Genomic DNA, 13,371 nt, shown 5'->3' on the forward strand with positions numbered 1-13,371 from the left:
TCACCTGGCTAATTCCAATCTCGAGGGCCCCATGAGCAACGAGCCGTCCATCACTGCGTTGATTTCAGCACTGGAAGAACAACGTTATCAAGCGATGCAAAGTAATGACCTGGAGAACATTCAGCGTCTACTTCATCCCGAACTCAGTTATGTCCACTCCAGTGGCAAAGTGGATAACCGCGACAGCTTTGTGAAGAACTTGCGTGATGGACTTTCTATCTATCACCGAATTCAACACGTTGTTCATAAGGTCTATCAATCAGGAGACACCGCCATCGTCTTTGGAGAAATGGTCGCCGATATCACTTCCCATGGCGTGGCTAAAACGATCCAGAACCGAACGTTAAATGTCTGGCTGAGGACAGGAATGAATTGGCAATTGTTCGCCTATCAACCGACCCCTATCGCCAAGAGCTCATCATCCCTACCTGTTTGCGGAGAATAGACTTATGTCCACGTCCCCCTTTATTTATAACGGTCAACCGTCGCGCGTCATCTTCGGCCAAGGTTCGCTGCAACAGTTGGAAGCGGAAATCGATCGACTGGGCGCCAAGCGCGCGTTAGTCCTCTGCACTCCAGAACAACGCGCCCAAGCCGAACATATTGCCCAATTACTCGGCAGCCGCGCAGCAGACATTTTCGACAAGGCCGTCATGCACGTGCCCATCGAAACCGCCCGTGAAGCCCGCGAACTGGCACGCAAGCTGGGCGCCGATTGCGCAGTGGCCATTGGCGGCGGCTCAACCACAGGGCTCGGCAAGGCAATAGCAATGGATTCCGGGTTGCCTATCCTGGCGATACCGACCACCTATGCTGGATCCGAGATGACGCCGGTATTCGGTCTTACCGAAAATGGTCTCAAGCGCACCGGCAAAGATCCGCGCGTGCTTCCCAAAACCGTGATCTACGACTCGCAGCTCACCGTCAGCCTGCCCGTCGACATGTCCATCACCAGCGGCATGAACGCCATTGCCCACGCCGCCGAAGGCTTATATGCCCAGGACGGAAATCCGGTGATGTCACTGATGGCCGAGGAAGGCATTCGGGCTCTCGCCGCTGGCATGAAGACTATCCGTCACAACCCGGGCGATCTCGACGCCCGCGATGATTGTCTTTATGGTGCCTGGCTCTGCGGCACAGTGCTCGGCAACGTCGGCATGGCGTTACATCACAAGCTTTGTCACACCCTGGGCGGCAGTTTCAACCTGCCCCATGCACAAACCCATACCATCGTGCTGCCACACGCTATTGCCTACAATCAATCTGCCGCTCCGGGCCTATCGCGCATTTGCCGGGCGCTGAACGTTGAGGATTGCAGCCCGGCGGCGGCACTGTTCGACCTGTCCAGCTCACTGGGCGCACCGACCCGGCTCAAGGATCTGGGCTTGACCGAAGCCGACCTGGATCGCGCGACGGATATTGCCTTGTCCAACCCCTACTGGAACCCAAGACCGATTGAAGCAAAAGCCATCCGGCAGTTGTTGCAAGATGCCTACGAAGGCATTCGTCCGGCGTAAAAAACGGTGAATCAGTAAGGCAGATTAAACGGCGTAACGATCTGCACCTGTGACGGCGCAATCGGCCCGGCCTTCCACAGGCGATGAAACTGCAGAATATGCAGGAATACCTGGCGAGCATCGATCTGCAGGTTGTGGTCGATGATCGCGGCGATTTTTTCCTCCGCCAGCAATTGACGGTTTTCCTCGTCCAGGTCGTGGCCGATAAACACCTCAAGCGGGCGATCCAGCGCGGCGAACGCGTCGACGATCGCCCGGTTGCCCCCGCCCACGCTGTAGACCGCCTTGAGGTCGGGATGCTGTTTCAGCGCCTCGATCACACGCTCGAAGGTGCGTTCGTAAACCCCGTAGCCACCGCTGATGTCCAGCACCCGCAAATGCGCGGCACGGCTGCGCAGCCACATGCGAAAGCCCATTTCCCGCTCTTCCTCACCACGAAACAGCTCACTGCCAATCACCACGGCGACGCCCTGTGGTGCCGGGGCTAGCCAGCGCGACAGCAGGTAGGCGGCGGTCTGCCCGGCAGTGCGGTTGTCCATGCCGACGTAGCCGATGCGCTCGCTGTGCGGCAAGTCAGTGACCAGGGTTACCACCGGAATGCCAGCCGCGGCCAGTTGCTTGATCGCCAGGTTTACCGCCGGCTCATCGGCGGCCTTGAGCACCACGCCCTGGCTGCCGGTATTTACGCAGCGCAGCAACTGGTCGTGCATCGCCTGTGGTTCGATTTCTTCAAACAAGTGAAACCGCGGCGCGATGCGAAACGGCGCCAGACTGCTCAATTGCGCGGTCATCGCCGCCTGCACCGCCGCACTGAAGCGTTGCGGCGTGTGCATGATCACGTCGACATGGAAAGTGCGCCCCGCCGCCAGGCCATTCTTCTCCTGAGCCTCAAGTTCGCTCAGGGCCTGCTCGATGCGGCGGTGGGTCTGGTAATGCACGCTGCCGCGCTGGTGTAGCACGCGATCGACTGTCGCCTTGCTGACGCCCGCCTGGGTAGCGATCTGCTTGATGGAAAAGTGTTTGGCACGTTCGAGCATCGTTTTAAACCTGAGGCTTTCTTGAGGTCTTTTTGGGCATTACTGAGGTTATGCCAATGCTAGTCTCAGTTTCGCCAGGCGTCGAGCCGGCGTAAGGACAACAACGCTCATAACAACAAGAAACCAGGAGAACCACATGTCTCAAACCGACCTCACTACCTCGTTCAATGGTCAGTACTTTGTCGTCACCGGCAGCACCCAAGGCCTCGGTGCGGCGGTGGCCCATACCCTGGCGCGCCGGGGCGCCGCCGGCCTGATCATTTGCGGACGCCGCGCGGACCAGGGCCAGGCCCAGGTGCGCCAGCTGGCGGAATTCGATTGCCAGGCATTTTTCGTCGAGGCCGACCTGGAGCGAGTCGAGGATTGCCGTGCGGTGATCGAGGCTGCCCGCACCCGCTTCGGCACCCTCCATGGCCTGGTCAACTGCGCCGGCATGTCTGATCGCGGCGGCATCCTCGACACCTCCCCTGAACTGTTCGATCGCCTATTCGCGGTCAACGTGCGAGCACCGTTCTTCCTCATGCAGGAAGCGCTGAAACTGATGATCAGCCAAGGCGTGGAAGGCGCCATCGTCAACATCCAAAGCATCGTCAGCCACGGCGGGCAGTCGTATCTGACGCCTTACTCGGCCTCCAAAGGTGCCCTGGCGATACTGACCAAAAACGTGGCCTTCAGCGCCCTGCGCAACCGCATCCGGGTCAACGGCCTGAACATCGGCTGGATGGACACGCCCCATGAGGACGAAATCCAGCGCCGCTACCATGGTGCCGAGAATGGCTGGCTGGCGACTGTCGAGCGCGCGCAGCCTTTTGGCCGCCTGCTCAAACCCGAGGAAGTGGCGCAGAGCGTTGCGTTCCTGCTGTCCCGCGAATCGGGAATGATGACCGGCACACTGATCGATCTGGAACAAGGCGTGATCGGCTGCGGCGACGACACCGCTCCGCGCCCCGCCAGCCCGCTGAGCCTGACGGGAGACGCGCTATGAATCAGCCGCTGTCAGCTTTTGTGCGTGCCGATTCAGTGCAGTTGCAGGATTTCGCCCGACTCTGCGAACAACAGGTCAATCCCGAGGAATATTCCCACTGCAGTGACGTGCAAAACAATGTACCGATCTATCACGCGCAGACCTTGCGCGATGGCCATCGCGTGGAGGTGCAGAGCGAGTTGCACCGGCTGTTTCGCGACGGCCCCGGGGTCATGGTTGTGCGCCAGGGCTATGCAGACCTGGACGTGGTCGATCGCCACAGCCAGGTGTTCGAAGCAATCTTCGCCAAGGAAGCCGCCCAGGGCCTCAGCGCCGATCACTTCGCGAAGGCCGGCAGCAACGGGCGCATCTGGAATTCGTTGCAAAAGGCGGCGCTGCAATCTCCGTCGTCTTTTGTCGAGTACTACGCCAACCCGCTACTGGGGTTGATTGCCGAAGCCTGGCTGGGCCCCGGCTTTCAAGTCACGGCCCAGGTCAACGTGGTGCATCCGGGCGGCCAGGCGCAACAGCCACATCGTGACTACCACCTGGGCTTCCAGACAGAGGAAGTAGTCGAGCGCTTCCCGTTGCCCCTGCATGCGCTGTCGCAGTACCTGACATTGCAAGGGGCCGTGGCCCACTCCGACATGCCACTGGAAACCGGCCCGACCCTGCTGCTTCCGTTTTCCCAGCAGTACGCCCTGGGTTATCTGGCCTGGCGCCGCCCTGAATTCATCGACTATTTCCAGCACCATGCAGTACAGCTGCCTCTGAGCAAGGGCGACTTGCTGTTTTTCAATCCAGCGTTGTTCCACGCTGCCGGTAGCAATCACACGCCGGACCGCCAGCGTATGGCCAACCTGCTGCAAATCTCCTCGGCATTCGGCAAGCCCATGGAAACCGTGAACCGCGAACGCATGATGCTGGCGCTCTACCCCTGCCTGCTGCAGCGGTTGGCGGATCAGGTACTGAACGCGCAAGAGCTGGACGCAGTGATTGCCTGCACCGCCGACGGCTACGCCTTTCCCACCAACCTGGACACCGATCCGCCCCTGCACGGCCTGGCCCCGCAGACCGGGCAGCAACTGATGCTGCAAGCGCTGACGGAACGCTGGACCTACGCGACCTTTGCCGAGCGCGTGGCGCAGATGAGCGCCAAACGCCAGGCATGACCCTATTTCCAACGTGTTCAAAAACAACAACAAAACCGGACTGAAACCATGAAAAAACGACTCCTGACCTACCTCTTCGCCGTCCTCTTCGCCCCCTTGGCACTCGCCGATATCCGCATCGGCGTCAGCATCGCCCAGGTGGATGATGTGTTCCTGGCGCAGATGCGCGACTACATGGCCGCCCACGGCAAGGATCTGCCGGGGGTGACTCTGCAATTCGAAGACGCCCAGGGCGATGTGGTGCGCCAGCTCAACCAGGTGCAGAACTTCACCGCCCAGGCCATGGACGCGATCATCGTCAACCCGGTGGATACCGCAGCCACGCAACAGATGACCAATGACGCGCAAAAGGCCAGCGTTCCCCTGGTCTATGTCAACCGCCGCCCCGACCAGGCCGAACTGCCGCCGGGCGTCGGCTATGTGGGTTCGGACGAGATCAAGGCCGGCGAGATGCAAATGCGCTACCTGGCGGAAAAAATGGGTGGCAAGGGCAATCTGGCGATCATGCTTGGCCTGCTTTCCAACAACGCCACCCACAACCGCACCCAAGGGGTGAAGGAAGTGCTCAAAAGCTATCCGGACATCCACGTGGTCGAAGAACAGAGCGCCGAGTGGCAGCGCAGTAAGGCCATGGACCTGATGAACAACTGGATTCTGTCGGGCAAAAAAATCGATGCGGTAGCCGCCAACGCCGATGAAATGGCCATTGGCGCGGCGATGGCCATCAGCCAGGCCGGCATGCGCGCGGGCAAAGACATCCTGGTCGGTGGCAGCGACGGCGGCCCCGCTGGCCTGGACGCGATCAAGAAGGACCAACTGCTGGTGACCGTCTACCAAGACAACAAAGGCCAAGCCATCGCCTCCATTGATCTGGCACTAAAGATGATCAGGAAAGAACCCTATAAGGCACAGTTGACCATTCCCTATCAGCTAATTACCAAGGCCAACTATCAAGACTTCCTTAACCCTTGAATATTGCCTGCTCAAGATCGCTGGCCGGTGAAACACGCCTTTGGTTAAATTACGCCGCCGGCTCTATGATGGGCGGGCTTCTGGACCATGGGGGGACATCAATTGGCCACGAACCCTTCAAACCGCTCACGACTCACATCACGCTGGCCAGCGCTGGGTAAACTTCTCGGCAAGGCCTTTGCAAGACCGTCGCAAGCCACTGCACGCGCACGGGTGATCCATGAATACTTCCGCCAAAAAGCCCATGATCAAGGCTATACCCTCAGTCACAGCCAACAGCAGGTGATCGACTGTATGGCCCGGCAAGCCGATGGCTTGCTGAAAACCGGCGCAAATGCGCATGCTCCGCGTAGCCTATACCTCTATGGCGCCGTCGGCCGTGGCAAAAGCTGGCTGCTGGATGGATTTTTCCAGGCTCTGCCGATGGCTGAAAAGCAGCGCTTGCACTTTCACGATTTTTTCGTCCAATTGCACCAAGGCATGTTCCGCCATCGCCAGCAGTCCGATGCGCTGGCAAGCACGCTGGATGAACTACTCCTGCACTGCCGCGTACTGTGTTTCGACGAGTTCCACGTCCACGACATTGGCGACGCGATGCTGATCACCCGGCTATTCAAAGCGCTGTTCCAGCGTGGAATCCTGCTGCTGGTCACCTCCAACTACCCGCCGGCCGGCTTGCTGCCCAACCCCCTTTACCACGCCCGCTTCAAGCCGGTGATCGATCTGATCAATGCGCGCATGCATGTCATGGAGGTCGGCGGCCCCCATGACTACCGCAGCCAGGCACGGACTCATTCGCAGCAGCTCTTCACTCACGGGCAATACGTCTGGCCCAGTAGCCCGGCTCAGCGCCAGGCATTGCAATTGCCCGAGCAAAACGCCCCAACGTTTGCCCTGCCTGTAGGCGCCCGACAATTCCAGGTACGACGGTGCGAAGAACGGAGCATCAGCTTCGACTTCAGCGACCTCTGTGAACAACCCACCGCCGTGATGGACTATCTGGAGCTGTGCCGACGCTTCGACACCTGGATCATCGATAGACTGCCCAACCTCGCCGACTGTTCAACTGCCGCCCAGCAGCGTTTTATCAATCTGATCGACGTATTGTATGACCAGGACAAACGCCTGCTATTGCTGGGCGAACGTCCTCTGCGCGAGCACCTTGGCGGCGACGCCATCGACCTGGCGCGAACCCGCAGTCGATTAGGGCAGTTGATTGAGGTCGGACCTGCGTCATAAACCATCCAACCTGCGGCCCTTTATCGTTATCATGGCGCCCATTTCCAATGGCCGCGCGCCCTTCTCTTTTCGAGTATTGAATCTGTTCATGGATACCCTTGCACAACTTCGGGCCGGCCAACTGGCGGGCATCAAACGTCTGGATCTGTCCTGCGGGCTGAGCGAATTCCCTCAGGAGATCTTCGAACTGGCGGACTCCCTCGAGGTGCTGAACCTGAGTGGCAATGCCTTGAGCCAACTGCCGGACGACCTGCATCGGCTGACGCAGTTGCGAATTCTGTTCTGCTCGGATAATGCATTCACCGAACTCCCGACGTGCCTTGGCCAATGCGCCCGCCTGAGCATGATCGCGTTCAAGGCCAACCGCATCGAGCGCGTCCCCGGTGCCGCGCTGCCGCCGATGCTGCGCTGGCTGATCCTGACCGACAACTGCATCAGCGAACTGCCCGCCGAGCTTGGCGAAAGACCTCATTTGCAAAAACTGATGCTCGCAGGAAACTGCTTGCAACAACTGCCGGCGAGCCTGAGCCAATGCCATCAGTTGGAGCTGATCCGGATTGCTGCCAACCGCCTGACCGAGCTGCCGCAGTGGCTGTTATCGCTGCCACGACTGGCCTGGCTGGCTTACGCGGGCAACCCGCTGGAATCAGAGGCGGACGCTTGCGCTCTGGACGCCACCCCGCACATTCCCTGGTCACAGCTGCATCTACAGCAGAAACTGGGCGAAGGCGCTTCCGGGGTGATTCATCAGGCACTGTGGGAACAGCCATCACAAGCCGCGCGCGAGGTTGCGGTGAAGCTCTACAAGGGCAGCATGACCAGTGACGGCTCACCGCAGCATGAAATGAATGCCTGCATCACCGCGGGCCAACATGCCAACCTGATCAAGGTCGAAGGCAGGATCGTCGACCACCCGCAGGCACAAGCCGGGCTGGTGATGCATTTGATCAACCCCAGCTATGGCAATCTGGCCGCGTTGCCGAGCCTCGCTTCCTGCACTCGCGATGTCTACGAAGCCAACACACGGTTCAGCGCCGCGTCCGCATTGCGGATCGCCAGCGGTATTGCTTCGGCCGCCGCACACTTGCACCAACAGGGCATCACCCACGGCGATCTCTACGGCCACAATATTCTGTGGAACGCTCAAGGCGACTGCCTGTTGGGTGACTTCGGCGCGGCTTCGTTTCACTCCACCTCAGACAGCTTCGAGACACGCGCCCTGCAACGCATAGAGGTGCGGGCGTTCGGGATTCTGTTGGGGGAATTGCTGGAGCGGATTGACTCGGGGTTGAGCGAGGTTGCTCGACAGCCATTGCTGGCGTTGAAAAGCCGATGCTGCCAGGCGGATGTGCTGGCTCGGCCGGGTTTCGTAGAGATTGGTGAGGATCTACGGGTTGCGGTTGAATCATTGCGAGAATCGGCGGCGTCTTGAAAAGATCGTCCGAACGCGGCCCGAACTTATCGGCAGCTCCTACAGAATTTGCGTACACCCGCCAGTGGTGTGGATGGATGCCAATCCCGTAGAAGCTGGCGCAGGCTGCGATCTTTTCGCAGCCACGCAGCCCTTGCAGATAGAAGCTCTTAACCCGCCAAACCGACAAACATATCCTGCACGTCGTCGTGGTTATCGAGCCCTGCAAGGAAGGCTTCGACTTCTTCCATTTGCGCGTCGCTCAAGCCACTGACCGGGTTTTTAGGCTGGTAGCCCAATTTGGCCGACAACACGGTAAAACCCTGTTCAGGCAAGGCTTTCTGTACCGCGTCCAGATCGGCAGGTTCGGTAAGGAACAACGTCGTGCCCTCTTCTTCACCCGGCTCGAAGTCCTGGGCGCCAGCCTCGATAGCCGCCATCTCTGGATCAGAATCCGGGCTATCGGGGGACGCTTCGATCATGCCGACATGGTTGAAATCCCAGGCAACCGAGCCCGAAGCACCCAATTGGCCTTTGCGGAACGCCACACGAATTTCCGCGACGGTACGGTTGATGTTGTCGGTGACACACTCAACGATAAGCGGAACCTGATGAGGCGCGAAGCCTTCATACGTAACGCGATGGTATTGAACGGTTTCGCCAAGCTGACCCGAGCCTTTCTTGATCGCACGCTCCAGGGTTTCGCGTGGCATCGAGGCTTTTTTCGCCTGCTCTACCACCAACCGCAGATGCGCGTTAGTGGCCACATCCGCGCCATTACGCGCGGCAATAGTGATCTCTTTGACCAGTTTGCCGAAGATCTTGCCCTTGGCATTGGATGCCGCTTCTTTGTGTTTAACCTTCCACTGTGCGCCCATTACTCACTCTCTTGATCTGTGGCGCCGAGACATCTATTGGCCGACGCTTTGTGCAAGTTTATACGGCCTAAAGTTCCCAATCGACCAAAAAGTCGAGTGACTGATCGACTTCTCCATAACATCGGGTTTGACTCGGGCCGCAGCCACCGAACCGGGTCTGTTTTCGATTGGCTGGTGAACAGCCAGACACCTGGCGCTGAAAGACTGATCAGCCTTTGTCGGCCTTGCCCGCTGCCGCAGCAAACCTGGCCAGGCGCACATCCAGATGCCGCGGTCGGCGCCCGTGATCTTCGGCGTGCTCCTTGCGCCGGATCGCGTTGCGGACCATCAATGAGCCCAGATAGCGGATCGGCTCCGGCGGAAAATAACCCAACGGGCCGTTGACCAAGGGCGAGCGGGTCCAGAGATTGTCCAGGCCTTGCACCATCGACGCGAGGATCTGCCCGCCCATATGACAAGGCCCGACACCGCTGCCGGAATAACCGAATCCATAGAACACGTTGCCGCTGGCGCTCATCTGGCCGAAGAATGGCAGCCCGGTGACCGAACGATCCGAGGGGCCGTTCCAGGTCGCCTCCACTGCGACATCGGTAAACGCCGGGAAGAACTCCGCCAGACTATTGCGCAACAAACGTTCGTAAGGTGAAGGCTGATCGAACACCGGCAGCATCCGCCCGCCATATGCAAAGGTGTTGCCGCCTTTGCCAAGCATGATTCGGCCGTCCGGGGTGTTGTGGTAGTAGTGCACGAAAATCCGCGAATCAAGCACCGTCACACCGCTGGTCAAGCCGATTTCCTTGAGTAGATCCGGACGCGGCTCAGTGATGATCATGTCACTGGAGACGATCGCCACGCTGCGCTCGAACTGTGGGAACGCCCGGGCCATCCACGCGTTCATCGCCAGCACCACGCGGTCGGCCTGGATGCTCCCGGACGGCGTTCGAATCACCGCGGGTTTGCCCTCCTCCAGACCGATCATCGCGGTGTTTTCATGAATCCGGACACCCAGTTGCAAGGCGACCCGCCGTAAACCACGCACCAGCTTGCCCGGCTGCACGCTGGCCGCCGCCGGGGAATACCAGCCTTCAAGATGCTTGCTGGAACCGGCCATGCGCTGCACATCGGCCACAGGGCGTTTTTCGAAAGAGTTGATGCCATTGCGCTCGAGGGCGGCGATCACCCCGTCGGTAGACCCGCACTGCGCCCGGTTGGTGGCGGTGTACAACGTACCATCGAGGCGGTAATCGGCATCCACCGCGTATTTCTCGCAGAAAGCGCCAATGGCATAAATGCTTTGCTCCGATTCCTTGACCAGCCGCACCGCCTCTTCGACACCGAATAACCGCTCCAGCGTGAAATACTTGGCCGACCAGGACAGTGCACAACCACCGTTGCGTCCGCTGGCACCGGCGCCGCAGATATCGGCTTCGATCAACACCACATCAAGCTCGGGGTTCTGCTCCTTGAGCATGATCGCGGTCCACAACCCGGTGTAGCCACCGCCGACGATACAAACGTCAGCGCTGGTATCGCCTTGCAACGGCTCGCAGGGTTCTGAAGCCTCAGACTTCAAGGCCTGTTCCAGCCAGAATGGTCTCATGGGGCACATCTCCAGTACAGTTGGCCACACTCCGACCTGCCGTCATGACACGACGGCAAGCAGGGTTTGTTTGGCAATAGGATTTCAGCTACGCAGCGGTTTGACGGGCATGGCCCCGTTGGGCACAAAGGCGCAATCCGCTTTGAGACCTGTCGGACGGCTGTTCCAGTGCGGGATCAAGACCAGTGAGGAGAACATCGCGCAACCGGCGAAGACGATAAACACCGTGACCGTGTCGAAGTAACCCGGCAGCAATCCACCGAGAATCGCCCCGACCGAGCCGCAACCATTGACGAAACCCGCCGCCGTCGCACCGGCCTTGGCCGTGCCGAAGTCAATCGCCGCCGCGCCACTGATCATCGAGTCCGGTCCGTAAAGGGTCAGCCCCATGAAAAACAACAAAACCACCACCAGCAGCACACTGCCGGTGTGCAACGCCCCCATGAACAATGCCAGCGATACAGTCAGCGCCAACAGACTCAAGACACAGGCCGGCATCCGTCGCGCGCCAAAGACCTTGTCCGAGGCCAGGCCTATCATGATCGGCCCGAGCAAACCGGCCAGTTCAAACGCCGTTGGCACAATCGCCGCGCCGACCTTGCCCACCGAGGGCATTTGCTCGAAGACAATCACCGGCCCCCACAGCAAAATCGCGTAGCGCGCCGGTTTCAACAGGAAGTAGGCGAAGCCCAGGGTCAGCACCGTGCGGTTGCGCAGGATTTCGCGCAGCGGTTCCCAGACGCTGATTTTGCTCCGGGCTTGCAACTCCTCGGCGGTCAGTTCAGGTTCTGGCTCCACGGCAGGCAAGCCAACGTCTTCAGGTTTGTTGCGTTGAAAGATAAAGAACAGCACCGCTACCAGACCAACAACCGCTGCGCTGGATATAAACGCCGCATGCCAGGTACCGATCAGTGTGTAAGCCCACCAGCCGGCAAACGGCGACGCCACCAGGCCGCCGAAGGCGTAGCAAGAGCTCCACAAGCCCAAGACCCGCCCGCGCTGCTCGGCGGGAAAGAAACTGCCAATGTTTTTGCACAATCCCGACCAGCCAGTGGACTGCGCCAACCCCTGGATCAACATACAAGTGAAAAAGATGGGCAGTGTCGCGAAGCTGCCCATGACCAATGCCGCCACGGCGGAAATCAACAAGCCACCCAACACCACGACCCGCGGCCCGAAACGGTCAGCGAGCATGCCCCAGGTGAATTGACCGACGGCATAGGCCGCCAGGTAGATGCCGTCGAGGTTGGCCATCATCATCTTGTCGAGATGAAAGGTGGGGTCTTCACCGATCCCCAGTTTGGCCACGGAAAAGGCTTTGCGAGTGAAATAGAAGGCCGCGTAGGCCAGCCAGGTGATGGCAAAAATCTGCACGCGCCAACGCTTGATGGTATCGATGTGCTTATTCATTGTGAGTCTGACCTCAGGGTGAGTGTGCCGGCAGAATTGGAAAAAACGCCTGTTTTTTTATTGTTGAGCACCGCGATATCGCCCTTCAGGAGGAGCGATACCGGTCAGATGAGTCCTGTTGCTTCCCTGTAGTCGGAGGTTCTTCCGCACGCACAGGCTCATGGCCGCCGAGGACTGTCGTACGACCAGCCACCGGGGTTGAGGGCGATAAAAACAATTACTGATTAATAAGTGAAATCGATTTATCGTATTTCAAATATAAGCTCAGCTGTTTACTGGTGATCCGATGTCTGTCTCTCACGCCCAACTCAAAGCGTTCCACGCCGTTGCGGTGCACGGCAGTTTCACGCGCGCCGCCGAACGCTTGTTTCTGACTCAGCCAGCGATTTCCGACCAGGTGCGCAAGTTGGAAGAGCGTTTCGGTGTGTTGCTGTTCCATCGCAACAAACGCTCGGTGCACCTGACCGATCTGGGCGAACGCTTGCTGAGCATCACTCAGCGCCTGTTCGTCATCGAAGCTGAAGCCCAGGAGCTGCTGCACGACTCTCAGGCCTTGCAGACCGGCAGTCTGATCCTCGCCGTGGATGCACCGGTGCACGTACTGCCGCAGATCGCCCGCTTCTGTGAGCGCTACCCCGGTATCAGCGTGAAAATCGAGACCGGCAACACCGATGAATCACTGTTTCGGCTGTTCAACTACCAGGCTGACCTGGCCCTGCTTGGCCGCGATGTCAGCGATGAACGCCTGCTCTCGCTCCCCCTGCGCAATGACCCCATGGTGGCGTTCGTTTCGCGCAACCATCCGTGGGCCAGCCGCCAGTCGATCTGCCTGGCGGACCTGGATGACACGCCGCTGGTGCTGCGTGAAATCGGCTCGGTGACGCGGCAGACGCTGGAAGAGGAAATGAATCAGGCAGGCTTTCGCATCCGTCCGGCGATTCAGGTGGAGGGCCGTGAAGCGGCGCGCGAAGCTGTGGTGGTGGGAATTGGCGTAGGCGTGGTGTCAGCGGCGGAATTCGGCTCCGACTCGCGGGTTTGTGCGCTGCCGATTACCGATTGCAAACGGCGGTTGACCGAGACACTGGTATGCCTGCGCGAGCAAAGTTCACGGCGGGTAGTGGCGACCTTTCTGGAGATGGTTCGCGAGAGTCTGGTGTAGGCCGCTGGCGAT

12 protein-coding genes are annotated in these 13,371 nt (G+C 59.5%); 8 read left to right on the forward strand and 4 right to left on the reverse strand.

What is annotated here, in order from left to right; translation table 11 throughout:
* Window positions 1–31: 31 nt before the first annotated feature.
* The gene (locus AC07O1_RS19460; RefSeq protein WP_495089797.1) at window positions 32–445 is read left to right on the forward strand and encodes a nuclear transport factor 2 family protein; all 414 of its coding nucleotides are present in this window, start codon (window positions 32–34) and stop codon (window positions 443–445) included.
* A 4-nt stretch (window positions 446–449) separates the two neighbouring features.
* On the forward strand, window positions 450–1,517 hold the full coding sequence (locus AC07O1_RS19465; RefSeq protein WP_495089798.1) for a maleylacetate reductase: 1,068 nt from the start codon (window positions 450–452) through the stop codon (window positions 1,515–1,517).
* 11 nt (window positions 1,518–1,528) lie between these two features.
* Here the strand turns inward: AC07O1_RS19465 and AC07O1_RS19470 are convergent, their stop codons facing one another.
* On the reverse strand, window positions 1,529–2,554 hold the full coding sequence (locus tag AC07O1_RS19470) for a LacI family DNA-binding transcriptional regulator (RefSeq protein WP_495089799.1): 1,026 nt from the start codon (window positions 2,552–2,554) through the stop codon (window positions 1,529–1,531).
* Window positions 2,555–2,690: 136 nt separating this feature from the next.
* Here AC07O1_RS19470 and AC07O1_RS19475 point away from each other — a divergent pair, with 136 nt between their 5' ends.
* The 5 genes from AC07O1_RS19475 (at window position 2,691) to AC07O1_RS19495 (ending at window position 8,333) form a co-directional block, all read left to right on the forward strand.
* Entirely contained in the window at window positions 2,691–3,539 is an 849-nt protein-coding gene (locus tag AC07O1_RS19475; protein ID WP_495089800.1) for an SDR family oxidoreductase, read from the forward strand.
* Window positions 3,536–4,690, forward strand: a complete 1,155-nt coding sequence (locus AC07O1_RS19480) for a phytanoyl-CoA dioxygenase family protein (RefSeq protein ID WP_495089801.1) — start codon at window positions 3,536–3,538, stop codon at window positions 4,688–4,690. The genes AC07O1_RS19475 and AC07O1_RS19480 overlap by 4 nt, the downstream gene beginning before the upstream one ends.
* Before the next feature lie 48 nt (window positions 4,691–4,738).
* Entirely contained in the window at window positions 4,739–5,662 is a 924-nt protein-coding gene (locus AC07O1_RS19485; RefSeq protein ID WP_495089802.1) for a sugar ABC transporter substrate-binding protein, read from the forward strand.
* A gap of 102 nt (window positions 5,663–5,764) precedes the next feature.
* On the forward strand, window positions 5,765–6,901 hold the full coding sequence (zapE, locus tag AC07O1_RS19490; RefSeq protein ID WP_494994096.1) for a cell division protein ZapE: 1,137 nt from the start codon (window positions 5,765–5,767) through the stop codon (window positions 6,899–6,901).
* An 88-nt stretch (window positions 6,902–6,989) separates the two neighbouring features.
* Window positions 6,990–8,333, forward strand: a complete 1,344-nt coding sequence (locus AC07O1_RS19495) for a protein kinase (RefSeq protein WP_495089803.1) — start codon at window positions 6,990–6,992, stop codon at window positions 8,331–8,333.
* Between the two features lie 149 nt (window positions 8,334–8,482).
* On the opposite strand, the gene AC07O1_RS19500 is transcribed toward AC07O1_RS19495, so the two are convergent.
* The 3 genes from AC07O1_RS19500 to AC07O1_RS19510 form a co-directional block, all read right to left on the reverse strand.
* Window positions 8,483–9,190 (reverse strand): YebC/PmpR family DNA-binding transcriptional regulator, encoded by a 708-nt coding sequence (locus AC07O1_RS19500; protein ID WP_494994098.1) that lies wholly within the window; start codon window positions 9,188–9,190, stop codon window positions 8,483–8,485.
* A 208-nt stretch (window positions 9,191–9,398) separates the two neighbouring features.
* Window positions 9,399–10,790: an FAD-dependent oxidoreductase gene (locus AC07O1_RS19505; RefSeq protein WP_495089804.1), complete on the reverse strand. Its 1,392-nt coding sequence runs from the start codon at window positions 10,788–10,790 to the stop codon at window positions 9,399–9,401.
* Window positions 10,791–10,874: 84 nt separating this feature from the next.
* A complete protein-coding gene (locus AC07O1_RS19510; protein WP_495089805.1) occupies window positions 10,875–12,200 on the reverse strand; it encodes an MFS transporter in 1,326 nt (441 codons plus the stop codon).
* Between the two features lie 286 nt (window positions 12,201–12,486).
* On the opposite strand from AC07O1_RS19510, the gene AC07O1_RS19515 reads away from it, so the two are divergent.
* Window positions 12,487–13,359, forward strand: coding sequence for a LysR family transcriptional regulator (locus tag AC07O1_RS19515; protein ID WP_495013179.1), 873 nt, complete (start codon window positions 12,487–12,489; stop codon window positions 13,357–13,359).
* The last annotated feature ends 12 nt before the right edge of the window (window positions 13,360–13,371 follow it).

This window comes from Pseudomonas sp. GW821-FHT07G10 (assembly GCF_059418545.1).

Coding starts and splice junctions, on each gene's coding strand:
- AC07O1_RS19480 (WP_495089801.1), top strand. CDS start 3,536: ATGAATCAGCCGCTGTCAGCTTTTGTGCGTGCCGATTCAGTGCAGTTG.
- AC07O1_RS19495 (WP_495089803.1), top strand. CDS start 6,990: ATGGATACCCTTGCACAACTTCGGGCCGGCCAACTGGCGGGCATCAAA.
- AC07O1_RS19510 (WP_495089805.1), bottom strand. CDS start 12,200: ATGAATAAGCACATCGATACCATCAAGCGTTGGCGCGTGCAGATTTTT.
- AC07O1_RS19500 (WP_494994098.1), bottom strand. CDS start 9,190: ATGGGCGCACAGTGGAAGGTTAAACACAAAGAAGCGGCATCCAATGCC.
- AC07O1_RS19475 (WP_495089800.1), top strand. CDS start 2,691: ATGTCTCAAACCGACCTCACTACCTCGTTCAATGGTCAGTACTTTGTC.
- AC07O1_RS19515 (WP_495013179.1), top strand. CDS start 12,487: ATGTCTGTCTCTCACGCCCAACTCAAAGCGTTCCACGCCGTTGCGGTG.
- AC07O1_RS19460 (WP_495089797.1), top strand. CDS start 32: ATGAGCAACGAGCCGTCCATCACTGCGTTGATTTCAGCACTGGAAGAA.
- AC07O1_RS19470 (WP_495089799.1), bottom strand. CDS start 2,554: ATGCTCGAACGTGCCAAACACTTTTCCATCAAGCAGATCGCTACCCAG.
- AC07O1_RS19465 (WP_495089798.1), top strand. CDS start 450: ATGTCCACGTCCCCCTTTATTTATAACGGTCAACCGTCGCGCGTCATC.
- AC07O1_RS19505 (WP_495089804.1), bottom strand. CDS start 10,790: ATGAGACCATTCTGGCTGGAACAGGCCTTGAAGTCTGAGGCTTCAGAA.
- AC07O1_RS19485 (WP_495089802.1), top strand. CDS start 4,739: ATGAAAAAACGACTCCTGACCTACCTCTTCGCCGTCCTCTTCGCCCCC.